This is a genomic window from Candidatus Marimicrobium litorale (genome assembly GCF_026262645.1).
GTDB classification, from domain to species: Bacteria; Pseudomonadota; Gammaproteobacteria; order Pseudomonadales; family Halieaceae; genus Marimicrobium; species Marimicrobium litorale.
On record NZ_SHNO01000001.1, the window covers coordinates 1,797,561 to 1,820,005 of the forward strand.

Below are 22,445 nucleotides of genomic sequence, written 5' to 3' on the forward strand. Positions count from 1 at the left end.
GGTTATCCTGCGATCGGTCTAAAGTTTGCCGCAACACTGCTTGTACTTCTTGCCACTACCACAGGGGCAGGGCTCGTTGCGACCGACCTTGGGCTGCTCCCGGGTAAAGGTTTGCGGCTGCACCGGCTCCTCGGCCTCGCCCAACGCTGCTGCCTCCGGCTCCATCGCAGACGCCTCCGCATGCTGAAAAGCCAGCTGCTCGCGGGACGCCTCGAGGCGTCGCTGCTCTTCAATAGCGGCGGCTTCATCCGGGCTTTGTATCTGCACGTGGCTGAGGAACTTGATGACCTCATACTTGAGATTATCCAGCAACTGCTGGAACAATTCGAAAGATTCCCGCTTGTACTCCTGCTTGGGGTTTTTCTGCGCATAGGCGCGCAGATGAATGCCCTGCCGCAGATGATCCATGGTGGCGAGGTGTTCTTTCCACAGGGTGTCGAGAATTTGCAGCATGATTTGCTTCTCGATCTTATGCATATCATCACCGACCGCGGCCGCCTTGGTAGCGTAAGACGCCTCTATTGCTGTCATTATTTTCGTGCGTAATGTTTCTTCGTGCAGTTGATTATCTTCTTCCAGCCACTGCTGTAGAGGCAAGTTGATTGCAAACTCGGCCTCCAGTTGTCTTTCCAGTCCCGTCACATCCCACTGTTCCTCTATGCTGCCAGGGGGAATATAGCTGTCGACAGCACCAGCCACGACATCCTGCCGAATAGCGACAATAGTGTCGGCAATATCTGCCTCCGTAAGCAGGTCTTCACGCTGTTGATAAATAATCTGACGCTGATCATTAGCCACGTCATCGAACTCCAGCAACTGCTTGCGGATATCGAAGTTACGGCCCTCCACTTTGCGCTGGGCTTTTTCGATGGCGTTGGTCACCATACGGTGCTCAATAGCCTCGCCCTTGTCCATGCCCAATGCCTGCATGAAACCCTTGACCCGCTCCGACGCGAATATCCGCATCAGGTTATCTTCCATAGACAGATAAAATCGAGACACGCCCGGATCGCCCTGTCGGCCCGCACGGCCGCGCAACTGATTATCGATGCGACGGGACTCGTGCCGCTCCGTGCCGAGTATATGCAGGCCTCCAGCTGCGAGCACCTTGTCATGACGCTCCTTCCACACCGCCAGCACTGTCTCTCGCTTGGCATCGCCGGCGTCACCCAGGGCCTTGAGCTCAGCCTCCAGATTACCCCCCAGCACAATGTCGGTGCCGCGTCCGGCCATGTTAGTCGCGATGGTCACTACCCCGGGGCGGCCGGCCTGTGCGATGATTTCTGCTTCCTGCTCGTGGTACTTCGCGTTCAGTACTTTGTGCTCAATCTTCGCCTTGCGGAACCGTGTCGACATCGCTTCGGACGTCTCTACCGACGCGGTGCCAACCAGCACCGGCGCACCGCTCTGCATGCACTCCCGAACATCTTCCACAATGGCGTCAAACTTTTCCTCTACCGTGAGGTAGACAACGTCGTTCATGTCATCCCGCTGCTGCTGTACATTGGTGGGAATCACCAATACCTCCAGGCCATAGATCTGGCGGAACTCAAACGCCTCGGTATCGGCAGTACCGGTCATGCCGGATAGTTTGCCGTACAGCCTGAAGTAGTTCTGAAAGGTCGTAGACGCAAGGGTCTGGCTTTCACTCTGGATCGCAACACCCTCTTTCGCCTCAAGCGCCTGGTGCAGGCCCTCGGAGAGCCGGCGTCCCTGCATGGTCCGTCCGGTATGCTCGTCGATCAGTACCACCTGACCGTCCTTGACAATGTACTCGACATCCTTGTGAAACATTGCGTGAGCACGCAAGCCGGAATGTACATGATGCAGCAGACTCAAATTGGTGGCGCCATAGAGGTTGTCGCCCTCTTCGAGCAACCCCTCCTTGATCATCAGTTCCTCGATGAACTCGTGCCCGGCCTCGGTAAGCTCTACCTGACGCTGCTTTTCATCGATAGTGAAATGACCTGCCTCCCCCTCCGTGTCCTCTTTCAGAGAGGGAATAAGGCGATTGATGCGCTTGTAAAGTTCCGAGCTGTCCTCAGAGGCGCCAGAGATAATAAGGGGCGTGCGCGCCTCATCAATCAGGATCGAATCAACCTCGTCTACGATGGCAAAATGCAAGCCACGCTGCGCCCGCTCCTCGAGTGAAAACGCCATATTGTCGCGCAAGTAGTCAAAGCCAAACTCGTTGTTCGTACCGTACACGATATCCGCGGTGTAAGCCGTGTGTTTTTCCTGCGGCGACTGGCCTGAGCGCACAACGCCCACGGAAATTCCAAGAAACTCATAGAGTGGCCCCATCCACTGGGCGTCCCGGGTAGCCAGATAATCATTCACAGTGATCAGGTGAACGCTGTCGCCGGACAGTGCATTGAGATAGGCGGGCAGCGTGGCCACCAGAGTCTTGCCCTCTCCGGTGCGCATCTCTGCAATCTTGCCCGAATGCAACACCATACCGCCGATCAATTGCACATCGAAGTGTCGCAGCCCGAGCACTCTGTCGCCCGCTTCGCGCACCACCGCAAAAGCTTCGGGCAGCAGTGCGTTAACAGTCTCTCCATTTGCCAGTCGCTGCCTGAACTCGACCGTCCTCGCAGCCAACTGGGCATCATCCAATGCCTTCATGTCGTCGGCCATGGCATTGATCTTCTTGACCACCTTGCCCATACGCTTTAATTCACGCGTATTGCGTGTACCAAAAACGCTTTTAAGAGTTTTACCGATCATCGGGTTTCACCATCAGTGCAATAAAAATGCCTGGCCAGTCGCTGGCCGACAGGGAACGCAACAGAAAACAGCTTGAGTTCAGGGGTGGGTGCGAGATACGTAGCTTGAGGGATCAACCGAGCGGCCATTTTTGAACACTTCATAATGCACATGAGCGCCGGTAGAACGACCGCTGGAACCCATTAGGGCAATCACGTCGCCCTTGCGCACGAAATCGCCGGGGTTGACCAGATTTTCCTTGTTGTGGGCATAGCGGGTGACAAGGTCGCCATCGTGGGAAATCTCGATCACGTTACCGTAACCCGCGTCGGTACCGGTCCATGTCACTATGCCAGACGCGGAGGCCACCACATCCGACCCGTAACGACCCGCAATATCCACTCCGGTATGCAGGGCTCTGTTACCGGTAATGGGGTCTGTACGCCAACCGTAGCGAGACGATATATACCCTTTCTTGACCGGCAGCCCGGACAGCGACCCCTCTTCGTCGAGCTTACGATCTGCCAACATGCTGTCCAGCATTGCCAGCTGCTGTTCCCTGTCGGAAAGGTACGCCTCGAATCGGCCCAGTTCACCGCTCAGGGTTCTGCCGGAAAATTCCATGCCCACGTCGGACAGGGGTCCGCCGAGGGCCGGGGACTCACTAAAATCAAATTCGCCGTTATCCAGCTTCGCCAGAGAGGTCAGGTGCTGGCCCAGCGCGTCGAGACGCGTCATGCGGGCCTCGAGCGCCGCCAGGTTCATTGTGAGTGCCTGCAATTGACCGCGATTAGCCGGCGCAGCCGAGCTATCCCCGGGCTTGAGAACCTCGTCGGGGGTCTCTTCCCCCGCCACACGCGCATTGCTCTCCTGTCCCGCCAAATAGCCGGACGCGGCCAGGCCCAATGGTAAACCCAGGCAGCAGAGCGACAGAAGGGCTCTGGACCAGCGGCCAAGCTCAATTGAGCGTGACCCGCCGTGACGGCGACTGATGAGGATAACTTTCATGAGCTTTTGTGGACGCTGAGTTAAGGCGATAAGCACTAAAAACGTGGCGGAACTATGCCATAAATCACCCACAAATGCCAAATTAAGCCGCTTTGAACCCTCCCTAGCAGGGTTCAAAGCGGGAGGCCGGCAGCACTAGACGCCAGGCGTCAGCGCGTTTCGGAGCTACACTGCTGGCGACGAGGGGAAGTCAGCCGCTAGCACGCTACCGCTGCGCTATTGCGCGATAGCTTCTCTCGAGTGGGGCACCCAATGGTGCCCATCCAACCGGATGGGCACCACACCCGATGAGGGAACTAATCTGCCTGTCGGCGCAGAAACGCGGGAATATCGAAATAATCTTCGCTGGCGTTGTCTGGCTCGTCGGCGGACTGCCCACCCGCCGCCGCACGCTTTGCCCCGCGCATGCTGGGAGGGCGTTCGAAGTCCTTGTAGTCCGGCGTCTCACCAGGCTCAGCCACTGCCGCTTTCGGCGCACTGTCGACCACCTTGAGCGGCACATGGACCGCCTCGGCACCCAGCCCCGTCGCCACCACAGTCACCTTGATCTCCTCCTTCATGCTGGTATCAATCACAGTGCCTACCACAACGGTCGCCTCTTCCGATGCGAACTCCTCAACCGTTTCACCCACCTCGGAAAATTCACCCAGTGAGAGATCGTGTCCCGCAGTAATATTCACCAGGATGCCACGAGCACCCGCGAGGTTGATATCGTCCAACAGTGGACTCGCAATAGCGCTCTCAGCCGCTTTCTGGGCACGGTTTTCGCCTTTGGCATAACCGGTACCCATCATCGCCATTCCCATCTCGGACATTACAGTGCGCACGTCGGCAAAATCCACGTTGATCATGCCCGGGCGAATAATCAGGTCCGCGATACCCTGAACAGCGCCCAACAGCACATCGTTGGCCTCACGGAAGGCATCCATCAAGCTAGTGTTTTTACCGAGTACCTCCAGCAATTTTTCATTGGGAATGGTGATCAGGGAATCGACATGCTGCTCCAGTTCAGCGAGTCCCTCCATTGCGATAGTCAAACGCTTTTTACCTTCGAACGCGAAGGGACGAGTGACGACAGCAACCGTGAGAATCCCCAGTTCCCGGGCAACTTCCGCCACCACGGGAGCGCCGCCCGTACCCGTACCGCCGCCCATACCTGCGGTAATAAACACCATATCAGCGCCGGTCAGTGCATCGGCGATACGTTCCCGATCCTCCATCGCTGCGGCGCGACCAATTTCCGGATTAGCGCCTGCACCGAGGCCCTTGGTAATGTCACCACCGAGTTGCAGGATAGTCCTGGACTCGACGTCAGACAGCGCCTGGGCATCGGTATTGGCACAAATAAAGTCCACCCCCTCGACATCATTTTCAATCATGTGCCTGACGGCGTTACCCCCACCGCCGCCAACCCCGATGACCTTGATAACCGCATTGGATGGAACACTATCGATTAATTCAAACATGGTCTTACTCCCCTTTTATATAAAAGACGCACTTGCGCACGGCACTTCTCAACAACACTAAAAAAAACACACACCCTAAAAATTACTCTGCAACCAACCCCTGATACGACTCCAAAGCCCTTCTGCTTGCTCTGCGGACTTGCCCGGCGAGGACAGTCCGTCGTCGAAACGGTGGGACAGCCCGTACTGCAGCAGACCCACGCTTGTGGCATAAATTGGGTTGCGCACGATATCGTTCAATCCCCGCACTGTTTGTGGATAACCTACACGCACCGGCATGTGGAAAATCTCTTCCGCCAACTCCACCGCACCCTCCATTTTTGAGGTGCCTCCCGTCAGCACTACACCCGCAGGCACCATGTCCTCGAACCCACTGCGTCGCAATTCAGCCTGCACCAGCGTGAACAGCTCGTCGTATCGTGGTTCCACCACCTCTGCCAAAGACTGTCGAGAGAGATCGCGGGGGGGACGCTCTCCGACGCTGGGGACCTTGATTGTGTCCTCCGCACCGGCCAGCTGCGTCAACGCGCAGGCATATTTGATCTTGATTTCTTCCGCATGCTGCGTCGGGGTGCGCAGCGCCATCGCAATGTCGTTGGTCACCTGGTCGCCAGCAATGGGAATGACCCCCGTGTGACGTATGGAGCCCTCGACAAAAATGGCAATGTCTGTGGTGCCACCGCCAATATCAACCAGGCAGACACCCAGTTCACGCTCGTCATCGGTGAGCACCGAAAAATTGGAAGCGAGTTGCTCGAGAATAATTTCCTCCACATCCAGCCCGCAACGTCGGATGCATTTCTCAATGTTTTGCGCGGCATTTGCAGCGCAGGTCACCAGGTGCACCTTGGCCTCGAGCCGAACACCGGACATACCCAGCGGCTCCTTGATGCCCTCCTGACTGTCGATGATGTATTCCTGTGGCAGTATATGAAGTATTTTTTGGTCTGCCGGAATCGCCACGGCCTGGGCGGCATCAATCACTCTCTCGAGGTCGGCGCGATAGACCTCCTGCTCCTTGATCGCAACAATGCCGTGGGAGTTAAGACTGCGAATATGACTACCCGCGATACCCACGTACACTGAGTGAATCTGACAACCCGCCATCAGCTCTGCTTCCTCCACCGCGCGCTGTATTGACTGGACGGTAGATTCAATATTGACGACTACACCTTTCTTCATTCCTTTCGACGGGTGTGAACCAATACCCACTATTTCCAGACCGCCTTCCGGATCGATCTCGCCAACAATCGCGACCACCTTGGACGTGCCTATATCCAGCCCGACGATCAACTTTTTTTCCTGCGCGCTGCCCATGGCAGTGTCTCCCCAGTCCCTTTCAATTTTTATAATCCCGCTAGCGGCGGCGACGCCTTAAATGCCACCGCCACGCCGCTGGCATAACGCAAGTCGACTCTCTCTATTTCACCCTCGCGCCCGGCCAGTTCACGCTCGTACAATGTGACGAAGCGCCGCATGCGCGGTAGAAAATCCGCATCTCCGAGATTCAGTTGAACCCCGTTAGCCAACACAGCTTGGACCTGGCCGCGCCCGTCTACCGACAGCTGTACAACAGATAGATCCAATGGCGAGAGAAAACCCAATAGCCGCTGATATTTTGTCATCAGCGCGGGCGCAGAACCCCGGGGACCGGTCAGAAGAGGCAGTTCATCCCATCCGCCGCTTCTGCCGGAGTGGAATATCCCTCCCTGGTGATTGAGGAAGCCGCTCTCTCCCCAACGGGCAATGGGTGTCTCTTCCACTACGTGTATCTCGAGCGAGGCGGGCCAACGACGCCTCACACCTGCCTCGTAAATCCACGGCAGGCTTTCCAACTGGCGGCGTATCTGCTGTAGATCCGCATTCAGGAATCCGCCTGCCAGCTCCGGCTCTACCATGTCCTGCACCGCCTGTGCCTGTGTGTGTTCCAACTCGCCACTCACGCTAATGCGCTGCACAGGTAAACTTTGCACGACCAGGACACCTTTCACCCCCGCCGCCAACACAACGGCAGCGCCGCACAGGATTAATACACGGTTGAACCACACCGACACCTTAATGCCGCTGTCACGCTGTTGTTGCGCGTTGCGGGTCGCCCCCTGCACAGAGCGCCGACCACGCCCCCCGGGGGCAGCCCTACCGCGGCCGCGGACCGCGGCATTTGCACTGTCTTTGGACGGGCCGACAGCAGGTCGTATTTTTTTACGCAGCACCGACACCCTAGCGTTCCTCCTTCAGGCTCAAGCCGCCTATACCGTGCAACAAATCAGGTACATTCATACCGCCATGTGCCGCTGCCATAGGCACCAGGCTATGCGATGTCATACCAGGCACCGTGTTGACTTCGAGTACCTGGAACCTGCCGCTACTGTCACGCATCACATCCACTCTCCCCCAAACCGAACAGCCCAGAGAATGAAACGCCCTGAGAGATAAAGCGCTGATCTCTGTCTCGTCCTCATCCGATAAACCGCTGGGACAGTGATAACCGGTTTCGTCTGACAGGTACTTGGCCTCATAGTCGTAAAACTCGTTAGACGTCTCCAACCTGATCGAGGGCAATGCCCGCCCGCCCAACACGCCGACGGTATATTCCGGTCCATCGACAAACTGCTCCGCCAGCACGTCTCCCGGGTAAGCGCTGGCCAGCTCAAACGCCGCCCGCAGCGACTGCGCGCTGTCCGCCCTGCTCATACCGATGCTGGAGCCTTCCCGTGCCGGCTTGACGAATACCGTGCCGTAGTGTGCGACTACCCCCTGCCAGTCAGTCTTTGCATGCAGGCTGGCAAATCCGGGCGTGGCCACCCCTATGCCCTGCCACAACTGCTTGCTGCGCTGTTTATCCATTGCCAGAGCGGAGCCCAGGACACCTGAGCCTGTGTAGGGCAAACCCAGCGCCTGCAGCGCGCCTTGCATACTGCCGTCTTCACCGCCCGGACCGTGCAAGGCGATAAAAACCAGCCCCACGTCTTGCAGCTTGTCGACCCAACCCGGCTCAGCAGGATCTACCGGCGACGCATCGACGCCCCCGGCATGCAGTCCCTGCAGGACGGTCTGGCCGCTTTGCAAAGAGATTTCCCGCTCCGAGGAGCTCCCCCCGGACATCACCGCAACCCGCATTCCTTCAGGTATACACGGGGTCATAGCAAAGACCCCTGTTTCAGATGCAGAGATCCCAGCGCCTGTGCAAGGCGAGACACACTGCCCGCGCCCTGAGTAACCACGACGTCACCCTCCTCCACCAGACCACTTAACAGTTCAGGCACATCCTCGACGCTCTCTGCGAAAACGGGCTCCAGCTTCCCCCTCGAGCGAATACTGCGCGTGAGACTGCGACTGTCGGCGCCTGCTATAGGCTCTTCACCCGCCGCATAGACATCCATTAAAATCAACACATCGCACTCAGACAGGACCGCTACGAAATCCTCATAAAAGTCGCGTGTGCGAGAATACCGATGCGGCTGATAGACCATGACAACACGCCGCCCAGGCCAGGCCTGCCGGACAGATTCAAGCGTCGCCCTGACCTCGGTAGGATGGTGGCCATAATCGTCGATAAGCTCTGCGTTACCGCCCGGGAAAGCGATCTGCCCTATTCGCGTGAAGCGACGCTCGACCCCGGCAAATCCGGATAGGGCGCCTGTAATAGCCGCGTCCTGAATCCCCTGGTCACTGGCAACCACCAACGCGGCAGTGGCATTGAGTACGTTATGCGTGCCCGGCATATTCAGCGTCACGCGAATGAGCGCAACATCCCCGGGTCGATGCACGGTAAAGGCGGTCATCATCCCGTTGGGCTGCATGTCTGTGATGCGATAGTCTGCATCCTCGGCAAAGCCGTAGGTAATCACCTGACGGGCTATTTCGGGCAGCATCTCGCGCACCACGGGGTCATCAATGCACAGGACGGCGACCCCGTAAAAGGGCAGGTTGTGCAGAAAATCTAGAAATGTGCGGCGCAGAACAGCAAAGTCCCCGCCGTAGGTTTCCATGTGATCCGCCTCTATATTGGTCACGACCGTAACCATCGGCTGCAAATGCAGGAACGAGGCGTCACTTTCATCAGCTTCCGCAATAAGAATACTTCCAGCACCCAGCTGCGCATTACTACCCACACTGTTCACCAGACCCCCAATAATGAAAGTAGGATCCAGTCCCGCCTCGCCTAACACCGCAGCGATCAGGCTCGTCGTCGTCGTCTTGCCGTGAGTGCCCGCAACCGCGATGCCGTGACGGTGGCGCATCAACTCAGCCAGCATTTCCGCTCGACGCACCACGGGAATTCTGGCACTGCGCGCGGCTATGACCTCTGGATTCTGCTCATCGACAGCACTGGAACTGACCACCACATCGGCACGACCGATATTCTCCTGCGCGTGACCAAAGCGTATGTCCACACCCAGCCCGGCAAGACGCTCGGTGACTGCGGATTTCTGCAGGTCAGAACCCGCAACCTCGTAGCCCAGGTTGACCAGCACCTCCGCGATGCCACTCATACCCGAGCCACCGATGCCGATCATGTGGATGCGACGCACGCGACGCATCTCCGGAACACTGTAGGCGTTTTTCTGCTCAGGCATAGATCAACTCCTCGCAGATATCGCTCACGCGTCTTGCGGCATCGGGAGTGGCAGCGCCATACGCTGCTGTTGCCATGCGCTTCAGGCGGGCGGGTTCTGCAAGCAGCTCCCGCAGGACAGCCATCACGCTGTCTTCATCCATCGCCTGTTGCCGCAACAGTAATGCCGCACCGCAGTCCGTCAGCGAGCGTGCATTGGCTGTCTGGTGATCGTCGATCGCATGAGGTAATGGCACCAGGATGGAGGGCCGAGCCACGATAGATAACTCCGCCACAGTCAAGGCGCCGCTGCGACACAGTACAAGGTCTGCCCACGCATACGCCGCCGCCATATCCTCAATAAAGGGAACAACCTTCACCTCAGCGGCACATAAAGGTCCGTAAGCAGATCGCACGTCGGGCTCGCCGCTTTCACCCGTCTGGTGACAGACCGAGATACACACTCCCTCCGCGACCAGGCGACGCACCGCACCCGGGACGACCTGGTTGATAGGACGCGCCCCCAGACTGCCGCCGACAACCAAAAGATGCAGCGACCGCTGGCCCTCAAAGTCATAGCTTGCCTGGTCTCGCACGGCCAGCACTTCACGCCGCACAGGATTGCCCACCACCGTACTTTCTATCCTGTCATCGAAGGCCCCTGAAAAGCCGGACAGCACGCGTTTGGCCAGCGGCGCCAGCAGGCGGTTAGCGGTACCCGCGACTGCATTCTGTTCGTGAATAACAAGCGGCTTGCGCAGCAGCCAGGCCGCGACACCCGCAGGCCCCGCGACATACCCCCCCATACCCACAACACAGCGCGGCGCCCGTCGCAGCACCAGCCACAAAGCCTGCAGGGAGGCCAGAGCCAGACAGACCAGTGACAGCAATTTATGCAACAGACTCTTGCCGCGCACGCCACGCACAGCCAGGCAATGCAGCTGAATACCGGCGGCGGGAACGACACGGTGCTCGAGACCACGAGCGGTTCCAACCCATTCCACGCGATAACCCCTGGACAACAGCTCAGTCGCCACAGCGAGAGCCGGGTAAACATGGCCACCGGTACCACCTGCCATCATCATCACTAAAGGCTTCGACGCACCCATCAGGAAGCCCTCCTGTTGCGTGGCGCCATACGGGTGTCGCGTGCAATGCGCAAAACCATTCCCAACATGGCACAGCAAATAAGCAGGCTGCTGCCACCGTAACTGACAAAGGGCAGAGTCAATCCTTTGGTGGGCAAGAGGCCAGAGGTGACCCCCATATTGACAAACGCCTGTCCTGCAAAAACCAGTGCCACGCCAAAACAGATATAAGCGCCAAAAGCATTGCCCGCCAGCAAGGCCATGCGCCCAGACCACAAGATTTTTCCAATAAGGGCCACAAACAACCCAATCACGATCATCGCCCCAACAAATCCCGTTTCCTCGGCCCAGATGGAGAAGACGAAATCGGTGTGTGCCTCGGGCAGATAAAACAATTTCTGTACGCTGTTACCCAACCCCACGCCCAGCCATTCGCCGCGACCAAAAGCAATCAGCGACTGGATTAATTGAAATCCGGAGTTATAGGGATCGGCCCAGGGATCCAGGTAGGCGGTGAGACGCTTGACTCGATAAGGCTCCATCATCACCAACGGCACCAGGGCTCCCAGCGCAGCCAATCCGATAGCCAGAACGTGAATCAACCGCACACCCGCAAGAAACAACATACCAAAGGCTGTAACGACGACGATGACCGTCGCGCCAAAGTCCGGTTCCAGCAACAGCAGCAGAGTGGTCGCAAACAACACTGCCATGGGCTTAACAAACCCGCTGATTTGCTCTCTTACCTCATCCTCCCTGCGCACCATGTAACCCGCCAGGTAGACCACCACGGCCAGCTTGGCGAACTCGGAGGGCTGCAGCGTAAAAGGTCCCAGCGGCAACCAGCGCTGACTGCCGTTAACCTCGCGACCCACACCCGGTATCAACACCAGCATTAACAGCACCAGCGCTGCGATCAACCACCACCATCCGGTTCTTTGCCAGTACTCGGTTTTCACGCAGTAACAGGTCGCTGCCGCGGCCAGTCCCGCTATCAGATAGGTGAGGTGTCGCTGGGTGTGAAACCAGGGATTCTGGAAATGCCACTCGGCGTACTCGATAGAAGCGCTACTGATCGCCACCAGGCCAACCAGCATCAGGGCCAGGGCAGAGAGCGCAAGGGGTTTATCCATAGACGCTAGTAGTGCGAGGTTCCCGCTAGAGCGCATCACAAACTGCCCTCCTGTCGCCGCTGGACCAGGCCCCGGAAGACGTCGCCGCGCTCCACATAGCCACTGAACATATCAAAGCTGGCGCAGGCCGGTGACAAAAGTACCGTATCGCCGTGTTCCGCACGTCCCGACGCGACAGCAAAGGCCTCTTCCATAGACCCGGCACAAACAACCAGCGCACTACCAGACAAAGCCTGCTCTATCGCGGCGGCATCCTCTCCTATCGCCACTACTAATTTGCAGTGCTTTGCTACCGCCGCTTGCAGTTCGGTGAAGTCAGCACCTTTGCCCTGCCCGCCGGCGATCAACAGAACATCCCTGTCGCCGCCCAGGCCGCGCAGGGCCGCTTCAGTAGCGCCGGTATTTGTCCCTTTGGAATCATTGATATAGCGAACGCCCGCCAGCTCTGCGACCTGCTCACTGCGATGGGGCAGCCCACGGAAATGCCCCACGGTTGTGATCATGCTGGCCAGAGGCAGACCTGCGGCATGCCCCAATGCCAGCGCGGCCAGCACGTTGGCGACATTGTGAAAACCGACCAAACCAAGGTCCTGTAATGGCAGCAGTGGCTGCTCTGCGAACATCAGGTAGTCCTCTGACCCGCAGACACCCAAGCCAAACTCGCCCGCTCCTGGCACACCCATGCGCCAGGCAACTCGCGCCGTCGAAGGCCCCTTCAGCGGCACGGTGAACGCGTCATCCGGATTAGTCACCACTGTCTCACAGGCTTCGAATATGCGGTGCTTGGCCTGACGATAGTTCGCCATGGAGCCATGACGATCGAGGTGGTCGGCGCTTACATTCAACACCGTCGCAACCGTCAGGCCCAATTGACCCGCACGCTCCAGCTGAAAACTGGACAACTCCAGCACATACAACTCACGATTCACAGATAGCAAGTCCAGTGCCGGCGTACCGAGGTTGCCGCCCACCCCGGCGTCCAGGCCGGCATCGATCGCCATCTGGCCGACGAGCTCGGTGACGGTCGACTTGCCGTTCGATCCGGTAATACCAATCACAGGCGCCCGGGCCTCGCGCATAAACAAATCGATATCACCCACCAGGCTGACACCGCGGCGGCTGACCTCGAGTAAATCCGGATCATCCAGGCGAATCCCCGGACTGACAACAAGCTCCGCCGCTCCCGCCATCACCTCAATCGGGAATGTCCCACCGTAGAACTGCACCTCGGGCATCTCTGCCCTAAGCTCTCTCAGTCCCGGTGGTGCCGCCCGACTGTCTACGACAGCAAACGGCAGACCGATCCGGCTCAAATACCGCGCGCAGGACAGACCGGTTGCGCCAAGCCCTACGATGACACGGTACTCAGGATCCTCCACTCTCTGCTCGGCCACTTTCATTCTCGCCTATCGCAACTTAAGGGTCGCCAGTCCAAACAGGACCAACATGACCGTAATAATCCAGAACCGCACGATCACTCGGGGTTCGGGCCAGCCTTTCAGTTCGAAATGATGGTGTATGGGCGCCATGCGGAATAGGCGCTTGCCCGTTAGCTTGAAGGACGCGACCTGCATGATGACCGAAACGGTCTCCAGCACAAAAATGCCGCCCATAATAAAAAAGACAATTTCATGACGCGTAACAACCGCCACCGTACCCATGGCAGCTCCCAGCGCCAGAGCGCCGACGTCGCCCATAAAAACCTGCGCCGGGTAGGTGTTAAACCACAGAAACCCCAGGCCAGCGCCGGCAATCCCGCCACAGAATACCGTCAGCTCACCACTGCCGGCGACATAGGGAATGTGCAGATAGTCGGCAAAATCCACCCGGCCAGTCAGGTAGGCGATGATGCCCAAAGCCGTTCCGACCAGTACCGTGGGCAGTATGGCGAGGCCATCGAGACCATCTGTCAGGTTGACCGCGTTACTGGCCCCCACGATGACAAAATATGTCAACACGATAAACAAGGGACCCATGCTCCAGGCAAAATCCTTAAAGAAGGGTATCTGCAACTGTGTCGTCACCGGTGTGTCGAATGCAAGGTAGAGATACAGCGCCGCGGATAGGCCAATCAATGATTGCCAAAAATACTTCCAGCGCGCGGACAAACCCTGTGAATTGCCTGCGGTCACTTTGCGGTAATCATCCACCCAGCCAACCGCACCGAATCCGGCAGTCACCAACAGGGCAAGCCACAGGTAGGGGTTTCCAAGGTCTCCCCACAACAGTGTCGAAAAGGCGATCCCCACCAGCATCAGAGCGCCACCCATCGTCGGCGTGCCCGCCTTGCTAAGGTGGCTCTGCGGACCGTCGTCGCGCACCGACTGCCCCACCTGCAAATATTGCAGACGGCGAATCATGCTGGGGCCTACCAACAAGGAAATACTCAACGCAGTACCTGCAGCGAGAATGCCGCGCAGGGTCAGGTACTGGAACACACGGAAGCCGCTGTAAAATTGCGTCAGGTAATCAGCCAACCACAACAACATACATCAGCCCCCCTGCGCCTGTAATGCCTGCAAAACGATCTCCATTCCCGCGCTGCGGGAGCCCTTGACCAGTACCGTGTCATCGGCGTCGAATCGGCCCTGCAACTGCGCAATCATCGCCCCTCGATCGTCGAAGAAGTGACCACCCTGGCCAAAAGATGTCACCGTCGCCTGCAGCTCGGCGCCTACACCCCAAAGCTGCTCGATGCCTGCCCGCGCAGCATAGGCGCCGATTTCCTCATGCAGTTCGGCACTGCGATCCCCCAGCTCTTTCATGGCTCCCAGCAGCAGCGTGCGCCGGCCCGGGCAAGCCGCCAGCATGTCGATTGCCGCGCGCACAGAACCGGGGTTGGCGTTATAACAATCATCCACCAGTGCCGCCCCCGAGCCCGCAGTGGTAACGTGCAAACGGCCACTCACAGGACAAAGCGACTCCAGACCATCTCGAATACTCGCCAGTGGTGCATCACATGCCAGCCCAACGGCGATTGCCGCCAGCGCATTCGCCACGTTGTGCACACCCGGCAAGGCCAGGCGCATCGCCATATCGCCTGCGGGAGTGGTCGCGGTGAAGCTCACCCCCTTCAGGCCGCGACTACAGATATCCCGTGCACTGACAGCTGCCGGCTGCTCGACACCGAAATCAATCACACGGGCGTCACCGGCGCGCTTACGCCACTGCCTCGCCCAAGGCTGATCTGCATTAATCACCGCTGTTTCGCCCTGACCCAGCGCATCGAATATTTCGCCCTTGGCAGTGGCGACATCGTCAACACTGCCAAAGCCTTCCAGATGAGCCGGCATGGCATTAAGCAAAAGCGCGATCGTGGGCCGGGCAAGGCTGCACAGCCACTTGATATCACCCGCTTTGGCCGCACCCATCTCGACTACGGCGAAGTCCACGGCAGGCTGCAGGCGAAGCAAGGTTAGAGGCACACCAATTTCATTGTTGAAGTTGCCCTGCGTTGCGAGGGTGTCACCCGTCTGGGACAAAATCGCGTGGACCATATTTTTCACGGTAGTCTTGCCACTGCTGCCGGTGATTGCGACCAACGGTCCCCGATATAGATCACGGTTGTAGGCGCCCAGCTTTCCGAGCGCGCACTGGCTATCCTCAACCAGCAACTGGGACATCCCCACGTCCGCTCGACGGCTTACCAGCGCAGCACTAATGCCCTCCACTTCCAGCCCCTCAAGATAGTCATGTCCGTCATAGCGCTCTCCGCGCAGGGCCACAAACAGCTCTCCCGGTTTTGCGCTGCGCGTATCAGTCGAGACACTGCTGAACGCCTGGTCAGCACCGAGCAGACGACCCGCCAGCGGCAACTCAAGCTCTGCCAGAGTCAGTGCGCGCATCATTTGCTCGACCTCCCCGCCAGTGCCTTTGACGCCTCAGCCACATCGCTGAAGTAAATACGCTTCTCATTTAGTTGCTGGTATTCCTCATGACCTTTACCGGCAATCAATATGCAGTCGCCAGACACAGCACCAGCAATTGCCATGGAAATCGCCTGACCGCGATCTTCCATCAGGGCGTAATCGCCACTGCAGCCAGTTTCGATATGCGCCATAATCTGCCCCGGTAATTCGCTCCGTGGATTATCGCTGGTCACAACCACACGATCTGCAAGACGACAGGCTACCCGCCCCATCAACTGGCGTTTTTCCTCGTCTCTATCACCGCCGCATCCAAATACGCACACCAACTCACCGTCACTCTGCGAGCGAAGGGCCTGCAGCGCATCCTCCAGCGCCTGAGGCGTATGGGCATAATCCACCACCACCTGCAAACCCTCACGATTGGGCACGGTTTCCATGCGCCCGGGAACAGGGTTCAGTTCCACGACAGACTGCAGCACCGCGCCAAGATCTTCTCCAGACACGACCAGCGCAGTGACCGCCGCCGCCATGTTCGCCAGATTAAAATCACCGGCAAGAGGACTGCTAAACTCGGCTTGCCCCCAGGGCGTATGGAACTCACCGTGCACCCCGTCGACACCAAAGCGCGCGTTTTCTACCCGCACATCGGCGGCGGCGCCGCGAATCGAGTAGGTCAACACATCGGCCTCCTGCACCACCGCATCGCGGACACGCAGGCTGAAATCGTCATCTGCATTAATAATCGCGTGGCGCAGATGCTCGTTGGTAAACAGTTGTAACTTGGCGCGACCGTAGGCCTCCATGCTGCCGTGATAATCGAGGTGATCGTGAGAGAGGTTGGTATAGACAGCCGTTTCAAAGCACATACCGTTGACGCGCCCCTGCGCCAACGCGTGGGACGATACTTCCATAGTGACTGCGAGCACGCCCTGTTCCAGCCAGTCCGCCAGCTGCTGCTGCAGCGAAATTGCATCCGGCGTTGTATTGCGAGCTGCGGCCACGTCATCGCAAAGAGACGCACCCAGTGTGCCAATCACTCCACAAGGCTTTCCCAGCGCACGGGTTAATTGCCCGATAATGCGACTGGTCGTGGTTTTGCCATTGGTACCAGTTACCCCTGTCACGTGCTGCTGCGAACTGGGATTACGATAAAATCGGGCCGCCAGCGAACCCAATTCAAAACGCAAATCAGGCAACTCGACCAAAGGCACCGGGATTGCATCGAGAAAACCTGCAACCGGCGCTTCCGCCGCCACCGCAGCGGCGCCGTTGGCGACAGCCTGCTCGATAAACTGCCGGCCATCATGCACGTCGCCGGGCAACGCCAGGAACAAATCTCCCGGGCGCACCTTACGACTGTCCAGCTGCAAACCGCTGATCATGGTGTCAGCGCCCGTCGTATTGCGAATATCAAGTAATTCCGGCAGGGCCATTGTGGGAACACCCACCGCTGCCGACGCCATCATCAGAGTACGCCTCCAGCCAGAGCGACATTCGTTGTCTCAAACTCTGACGGAGGCACGTTCAAAAGGCGCAGGGTGGCCCGGGTTACCGCAGAAAAGACCGGCGCCGCGACCGCACCGCCACCGTACCGCTCACCCTTGGGATCATTAATCACAACGACGGTCACAATGCGCGGATCATCAACCGGCGCGACCCCGGCAAACAACGCCACGTACTTATTGTCTTCGTAACCGCGGGGGCCGACCTTGTGGACAGTGCCGGTCTTACCACCCACCCGGTAGCCAGAGACCCGGGCCTTGCGCGCAGTGCCGTCCTCGATGGTGACAGTATGCAGCATGCTCATGAGCTGCTCAGCCATGTCGGGAGATATCACACGGTCCCCGGCAGGCACCTGACCCTCCAGCGCCAGCAAGGAGACAGGCGGTCGCACTCCCCCGTTGGCAAACACCGTGTAGGCACTCGCGATCTGCAGCGGTGTTGCCGTAATGCCATAGCCAAAGGCCAGGGCAATTTTTTCCGTTGAATACCAGCGTGCTCGATTGGGGAGGCTGCCAGCACTTTCTCCTGGAAACCCGGTACCGGGGGCAACACCGATACCGAAGCGGCCAAACACCTCTCGGATAGGCTCATGGCCCAGCGCCACTGCGATCTTGGTTACACCGACCTGACTGGATTTTTGCAACACCCGTGCCACACTGATTTCGCCGTAATTGCGCGGGTCCGGGTAGACTTTGGGACCCACCCGAATACGCCCCGGCGATGTATCGATCATTGTCTGTGGCGTATACAGACCACTTTCGAGGGCCGCCACAAGTGTCATGGACTTCATGGTCGAACCCGGCTCGTACGTGTCGGTTAGCGCGCGATTGCGTCGACTTGCCGCGCTGCCGGACTTGGACCCGTTAGGGTTGTAGACCGGGTAATTGACCATTGCCAGGACCTCTCCGGTACGACTGTCCAACGTCACCACCGTGCCCGACTCAGCCCCCAACGCCGTGACCGCGCGCTGTAATTCACGATGCTGCACGTATTGCATGCGCAAATCGATACTCAGTGCCAGATCCTTACCCGGCACTGCGGGCTGCAGCACCCCGATATCTCGCACTATGTCACCGTGCAGGTCCTTGATATATCGCTTCTTACCCAGCGTTCCACGCAGCCAGTCGTCGTAAGCCAGCTCCAGTCCCGCAATTCCCTCTCCGTCTACATTAGTGAAGCCAACCAACTGCGCAGCCACCTCCCCCGCGGGATAGAAGCGTCGATACTCGCGCTCCCCGTGGACGCCCGGAATACCCATATCAATTATTTCGCGCGCACGGGCAGGCACCTGGTGACGCAACACGTAGAGAAATTTCTTCGATTTAAAACGCTCGATTTTTTCGCGTAAAACACCGGCTGGCTGACCTATCGCCTCCGCCAGCCGAGCCACGTCCTCTGCACCATTCAGGACACCTGGGTCAACCCATATGGACACCACGGGCGTGCTGACGGCCAGTGGTTCACCTCTGCGATCTGTTATGACCCCGCGGTAGGCGGGAATCTCCGCGGTGCGCACTGAACGGTTTGCGCCCTGATCCTGCAGGAACGCGTAACCGCGCTCCATGTCGAAAATTTGCAGAGACAACACACGCCACACCAGCAGAACCAGCAGGCAGCACAGCAACACAACCACCAGATAGAAACGCCACAGCGAAAGCGGCTGGCGTTCGGCGCGCCTCACTTGGACACCACCTTGAACTGAGACGGTTCGGGGGCCACCATATCGAGCTCACCCCGTGCGACTTTTTCAACGCGGTAGTGGGACGCCTGCGTACTCTGCTCGAGCAACAGCCGCCCATAATCTTCCTGCAAATACCACTGGGAGTGCTCCAGAACCTGCAGATTTGCGTACAGCCCCCGGCAGGCATGAGTCGAGTAGATGGTGCCAAACGCTGACACCAGGACGAATGCGACAACAATGACGTTGGCGATTGCCAGCCGCGCCGATACAGACCCCACGGCCCGCTCACTGCTCATCCCTGTCTTATGCTCCCTGGTCACCCTGGCGTCTCTACCTCTGGCTTATCAGCCTATTTTCTCTGCCACACGCATCACTGCGCTGCGCGCCCGCACATTCGCCTGCACCTCTGCCTCACTGGCCCTGACTGCCCGACCGACCAAGCGCATGCGCTTGTTTAACGCCCCCTCAGTCACCGGAACGCCTCGAGGCAAATCGTCGCCTCTGGCCTTGTCGCGCATATACCGCTTGATCCGCCTGTCCTCCAACGAGTGAAAACTGATCACCACGAGACGCCCGCCAACGCGCAACATATCCAGTGCCAGCGAGAGAAACTCCTGCAGATCATCCAGTTCACTGTTTACCTTGATCCGAATCGCCTGAAACGATCGAGTGGCCGGATGTTTGTGCTTCTCCCAGCGAGGGTGAGCCGCACTGACAACACTGGCGAGATGGCTGGTCGTTTCTATCGGCGCCTCTTCCCTCGCAGCCACGATAGCCGTGGCAATGCGACGGGCGAAACGCTCCTCGCCATACTCCTTTAACACCCCTGCGATATCCGCTAGTTCGGCATGGGATAGCCACTGCGCCGCCGTCTCACCGCGACTGGTATCCATACGCATATCGAGTGGACCATCCTGCATAAAGCTGAAACCCCTTTCGGCCTCATCCAACTGCGGACTGGATACGCCCAGATCCAGTAAAATGCCATCAACCGCGTCGATCCCCATGCGGCGCAGTTGATGGGGAAGCTGAGCGAAAGATCCCCGGAAAAACTCGAATCGAGGCTCGCTCCTTTGCAACGCCCTGGCCACGGTTTCGGCGGCCTCATCCTTGTCCACTGCCAGCACCCGCGCACCGCCGTCCAACCGGTCCAACAGACAACGCGTATGCCCCCCGCGACCAAACGTACCATCGACATAAAATCCACCGGGGTTTGTTACCAGAGCATCGACCGCCTCTTGCAACAACACCGTCTGATGCATATCAGCCACCTACAGCGTCAGGGACATCAGTTCGTCGGGTAATTCAGCTTCGGGGTCAGAATCCCGCAAAGCCTCATCCCGCTCGGCAAACCACAGCGCCTCTGACCACACCTCCAACTTATTGCCCTGCCCTACCAGAACCAACTTCTTATCCAGTTTTGCGTGCTCGCGCAGTGGCGGGGGCAATAACAAGCGGTCACTGCCATCCAACTCCAGGTCCGTGGCATATCCCAGCATCAGGCGCTGGAATCGTTTCACCGCGGGCTTGAGTGCCGGCAAAGCCTGGATTTCCTTTTCTATGCGCTCCCACTCGGGCAGCGGGTAGACCGTGAGGCAGGGCGCCATAGTATCGATGGTTACCACCACGCAGCCGGCACATTCAGAATGCAGAGGCTCGCGCTGGCGCGCAGGAATCGCCAGCCGCCCTTTGGCATCCATATTGATGTGCTGTACTCCACGAAACACGACGTTTTCCCACCCTGAATGGCTTTACAAACCCACAAAAAGCCAATAAATCCCACTTATTTCCACTTTTCAACACTATAGGGCCGCACGAGAGAAAGTGTCAAGGGAGAGAGAGGGAAAAAACGTTGTGATTTCAGCTAATTACAGTGATTCTAGCGTGATTTGCTGCGCCGGGCTCGCGTATGATTGTTAAAATAGAAAATGAAAACAGTCTCCTAAATTGTCTTCCTAATGATTCACATGAACTTAAAGTCTATATTTTTATAAAAAAAATTCTATTGATTCTTTTTTGTTATAAGAGAGGCCTGACACATCCCTTTTGCTCACTGACGCCGCCGGGCAATCAGCGCAATAGATGCAAGGGATAGAGGAAGAAATGAATCGAGTCGGTCGATAAGCCGGGTTCTGTCGTGGACGATCATTCATCTGCGACCGGTGTCACCACCTGCCTGTAGCGACCTACCCGAATCCACTGCGGGCCGCAGCTGACGGATTCCTATTTGGTCTTGCTCCGAGTGGGGTTTACCATCGCCACGCCTGTCACCAGCCGCGCGGTGCGCTCTTACCGCACCTTTTCACCCTTACCGCCGCAATTGCGGCGGCGGTTTCCTTTCTGCTGCACTTTCCGTAGGCTCGCGCCCCCCAGGTGTTACCTGGCACCCTGCCCTGTGGAGCCCGGACTTTCCTCCCTCCATTCACCGAAGTGACTGAAGAGCGATCGCCTGACCGACTCGGCGCCAAGAGTACGCGCTCGCATCGGCAAGAGCAAGCTGCCCCGACGCGAGATCCACGCGGCAAACCCAAGCGCACAAGCGTTACTTCAGTGATAACAGGTAGTCATAGAGTTGTTTCTTGCGCAGCCCGGTATGCTCCGCCACCACGGCTGCCGCCCGTCGGGCGGGCAGCTCCTGTGCAAGTCGAATCAGGAGGGAGGCCACATCGGCATCCAGCTCACTTTCGCGCGCGGAAGCGCCCGTGACCAACAGCACAATTTCACCCTTTTGCTGATTATTATCCTCTCGCACAAACTGCGCCAGTGTCGACAATGGCGATCGCCGGATGGTCTCGTAAAGCTTCGTCACTTCCCTCGCCAGGGCCGCTTCGCGCGTGGGCCCGAATACCTCCACCAACGCTTCGAGAGTGTCCACTATACGATGCGGTGCCTCGTAAAAAATCAACGTGGCCGACTCTGTCCGTAGTGCCTGCAAACGATTCTCGCGGGCACCCCGCTTGGCGGGTAAAAAACCCTCGAAAAGAAACCGGTCTGTTGGCAGGCCCGCCGCGCTGAGAGCAGCAACAGCCGCGCAGGCCCCCGGTATAGGAAAAACCTTGTGCCCTTCGTCCTGCACACAACGCACAAGCCGATACCCTGGATCAGAGACCAATGGTGTCCCCGCATCGGACACCAGCGCCACTGATTCATGCGCCTCGAAACACCCACGAATGCGCCGCAACGCCCGGTCATCGCTGTGATCATGGTACGCCATGAGCGGCGTATCGATACCAAAGTGTTGCAGCAGGCGCCTGCTGTGACGGGTATCCTCTGCCGCGATCAGGTCCACCTGTCGCAGCACGTCTACCGCGCGCTGTGACATATCACCGAAGTTACCGATAGGCGTGGCAACAACATAAAGCCCGGATTCCACGAATTCCCCTTATACTGTTCGCACCCCAAGCGCGGGGCCTATCAACTTGTCGGTGAA

At 58.2% G+C, this 22,445-nt stretch carries 18 protein-coding genes and 1 other RNA gene; all 19 read right to left on the minus strand.

From position 1 onward, the window contains the following. Positions 1-18 precede the first annotated feature (18 nt). Positions 19-2,730 carry a preprotein translocase subunit SecA gene (gene secA / locus EYC82_RS07985; protein WP_279249013.1) on the minus strand — a complete coding sequence of 904 codons (2,712 nt, stop codon included), beginning with the start codon at positions 2,728-2,730 and terminating at the stop codon, positions 19-21. A 78-nt stretch (positions 2,731-2,808) separates the two neighbouring features. Beyond that, on the minus strand, positions 2,809-3,717 hold the full coding sequence (locus tag EYC82_RS07990; protein ID WP_279249014.1) for a M23 family metallopeptidase: 909 nt from the start codon (positions 3,715-3,717) through the stop codon (positions 2,809-2,811). Between the two features lie 296 nt (positions 3,718-4,013). After that, entirely contained in the window at positions 4,014-5,183 is a 1,170-nt protein-coding gene (gene ftsZ, locus EYC82_RS07995; protein ID WP_279249015.1) for a cell division protein FtsZ, read from the minus strand. A 75-nt stretch (positions 5,184-5,258) separates the two neighbouring features. Next, positions 5,259-6,500 (minus strand): cell division protein FtsA, encoded by a 1,242-nt coding sequence (gene ftsA / locus EYC82_RS08000; protein WP_279249016.1) that lies wholly within the window; start codon positions 6,498-6,500, stop codon positions 5,259-5,261. Positions 6,501-6,529: 29 nt separating this feature from the next. Beyond that, positions 6,530-7,402 carry a cell division protein FtsQ/DivIB gene (locus EYC82_RS08005; RefSeq protein WP_279249017.1) on the minus strand — a complete coding sequence of 291 codons (873 nt, stop codon included), beginning with the start codon at positions 7,400-7,402 and terminating at the stop codon, positions 6,530-6,532. Between the two features lies 1 nt (position 7,403). Next, positions 7,404-8,327: a D-alanine--D-alanine ligase gene (locus EYC82_RS08010; protein ID WP_279249018.1), complete on the minus strand. Its 924-nt coding sequence runs from the start codon at positions 8,325-8,327 to the stop codon at positions 7,404-7,406. Further along, positions 8,324-9,763, minus strand: a complete 1,440-nt coding sequence (gene murC / locus EYC82_RS08015) for a UDP-N-acetylmuramate--L-alanine ligase (protein WP_279249019.1) — start codon at positions 9,761-9,763, stop codon at positions 8,324-8,326. Before murC ends, EYC82_RS08010 begins: the two co-directional genes overlap by 4 nt. Beyond that, on the minus strand, positions 9,756-10,850 hold the full coding sequence (murG, locus tag EYC82_RS08020) for an undecaprenyldiphospho-muramoylpentapeptide beta-N-acetylglucosaminyltransferase (protein WP_279249020.1): 1,095 nt from the start codon (positions 10,848-10,850) through the stop codon (positions 9,756-9,758). The genes murC and murG overlap by 8 nt, the downstream gene beginning before the upstream one ends. Further along, positions 10,850-11,998, minus strand: a complete 1,149-nt coding sequence (gene ftsW, locus EYC82_RS08025; RefSeq protein ID WP_279250667.1) for a putative lipid II flippase FtsW — start codon at positions 11,996-11,998, stop codon at positions 10,850-10,852. The genes murG and ftsW overlap by 1 nt, the downstream gene beginning before the upstream one ends. After that, positions 11,998-13,356, minus strand: coding sequence for a UDP-N-acetylmuramoyl-L-alanine--D-glutamate ligase (gene murD, locus EYC82_RS08030; protein WP_279249021.1), 1,359 nt, complete (start codon positions 13,354-13,356; stop codon positions 11,998-12,000). Before murD ends, ftsW begins: the two co-directional genes overlap by 1 nt. Before the next feature lie 12 nt (positions 13,357-13,368). Next, positions 13,369-14,451, minus strand: a complete 1,083-nt coding sequence (gene mraY, locus EYC82_RS08035) for a phospho-N-acetylmuramoyl-pentapeptide-transferase (RefSeq protein WP_279249022.1) — start codon at positions 14,449-14,451, stop codon at positions 13,369-13,371. 3 nt (positions 14,452-14,454) lie between these two features. Beyond that, positions 14,455-15,810 carry a UDP-N-acetylmuramoyl-tripeptide--D-alanyl-D-alanine ligase gene (locus EYC82_RS08040; RefSeq protein WP_279249023.1) on the minus strand — a complete coding sequence of 452 codons (1,356 nt, stop codon included), beginning with the start codon at positions 15,808-15,810 and terminating at the stop codon, positions 14,455-14,457. Continuing rightward, complete coding sequence (locus EYC82_RS08045) at positions 15,807-17,297, minus strand: UDP-N-acetylmuramoyl-L-alanyl-D-glutamate--2,6-diaminopimelate ligase (protein WP_279249024.1); 1,491 nt, start codon at positions 17,295-17,297, stop codon at positions 15,807-15,809. Before EYC82_RS08045 ends, EYC82_RS08040 begins: the two co-directional genes overlap by 4 nt. Then, a complete protein-coding gene (locus EYC82_RS08050; protein WP_279249025.1) occupies positions 17,297-19,015 on the minus strand; it encodes a peptidoglycan D,D-transpeptidase FtsI family protein in 1,719 nt (572 codons plus the stop codon). Before EYC82_RS08050 ends, EYC82_RS08045 begins: the two co-directional genes overlap by 1 nt. After that, on the minus strand, positions 19,012-19,311 hold the full coding sequence (gene ftsL / locus EYC82_RS08055) for a cell division protein FtsL (protein ID WP_279249026.1): 300 nt from the start codon (positions 19,309-19,311) through the stop codon (positions 19,012-19,014). The genes EYC82_RS08050 and ftsL overlap by 4 nt, the downstream gene beginning before the upstream one ends. Before the next feature lie 48 nt (positions 19,312-19,359). After that, the gene (gene rsmH, locus EYC82_RS08060) at positions 19,360-20,277 is read right to left on the minus strand and encodes a 16S rRNA (cytosine(1402)-N(4))-methyltransferase RsmH (RefSeq protein ID WP_279249027.1); all 918 of its coding nucleotides are present in this window, start codon (positions 20,275-20,277) and stop codon (positions 19,360-19,362) included. Between the two features lie 9 nt (positions 20,278-20,286). Then, positions 20,287-20,742, minus strand: coding sequence for a division/cell wall cluster transcriptional repressor MraZ (mraZ, locus tag EYC82_RS08065; protein WP_279249028.1), 456 nt, complete (start codon positions 20,740-20,742; stop codon positions 20,287-20,289). Between the two features lie 378 nt (positions 20,743-21,120). After that, an RNA gene (rnpB, locus tag EYC82_RS08070) (RNase P RNA component class A) lies at positions 21,121-21,476 on the minus strand. 81 nt (positions 21,477-21,557) lie between these two features. Then, positions 21,558-22,388: a 16S rRNA (cytidine(1402)-2'-O)-methyltransferase gene (gene rsmI, locus EYC82_RS08075; protein ID WP_279249029.1), complete on the minus strand. Its 831-nt coding sequence runs from the start codon at positions 22,386-22,388 to the stop codon at positions 21,558-21,560. Between the last annotated feature and the right edge of the window lie 57 nt (positions 22,389-22,445).

Coding starts and splice junctions, on each gene's coding strand:
- ftsA (WP_279249016.1), bottom strand. CDS start 6,500: ATGGGCAGCGCGCAGGAAAAAAAGTTGATCGTCGGGCTGGATATAGGC.
- ftsW (WP_279250667.1), bottom strand. CDS start 11,998: ATGCGCTCTAGCGGGAACCTCGCACTACTAGCGTCTATGGATAAACCC.
- murG (WP_279249020.1), bottom strand. CDS start 10,850: ATGGGTGCGTCGAAGCCTTTAGTGATGATGATGGCAGGTGGTACCGGT.
- secA (WP_279249013.1), bottom strand. CDS start 2,730: ATGATCGGTAAAACTCTTAAAAGCGTTTTTGGTACACGCAATACGCGT.
- rsmH (WP_279249027.1), bottom strand. CDS start 20,277: ATGCATCAGACGGTGTTGTTGCAAGAGGCGGTCGATGCTCTGGTAACA.
- ftsZ (WP_279249015.1), bottom strand. CDS start 5,183: ATGTTTGAATTAATCGATAGTGTTCCATCCAATGCGGTTATCAAGGTC.
- EYC82_RS08010 (WP_279249018.1), bottom strand. CDS start 8,327: ATGACCCCGTGTATACCTGAAGGAATGCGGGTTGCGGTGATGTCCGGG.
- ftsL (WP_279249026.1), bottom strand. CDS start 19,311: ATGAGCAGTGAGCGGGCCGTGGGGTCTGTATCGGCGCGGCTGGCAATC.
- EYC82_RS07990 (WP_279249014.1), bottom strand. CDS start 3,717: ATGAAAGTTATCCTCATCAGTCGCCGTCACGGCGGGTCACGCTCAATT.
- mraY (WP_279249022.1), bottom strand. CDS start 14,451: ATGTTGTTGTGGTTGGCTGATTACCTGACGCAATTTTACAGCGGCTTC.
- EYC82_RS08045 (WP_279249024.1), bottom strand. CDS start 17,297: ATGATGGCGTCGGCAGCGGTGGGTGTTCCCACAATGGCCCTGCCGGAA.
- murC (WP_279249019.1), bottom strand. CDS start 9,763: ATGCCTGAGCAGAAAAACGCCTACAGTGTTCCGGAGATGCGTCGCGTG.
- EYC82_RS08040 (WP_279249023.1), bottom strand. CDS start 15,810: ATGATGCGCGCACTGACTCTGGCAGAGCTTGAGTTGCCGCTGGCGGGT.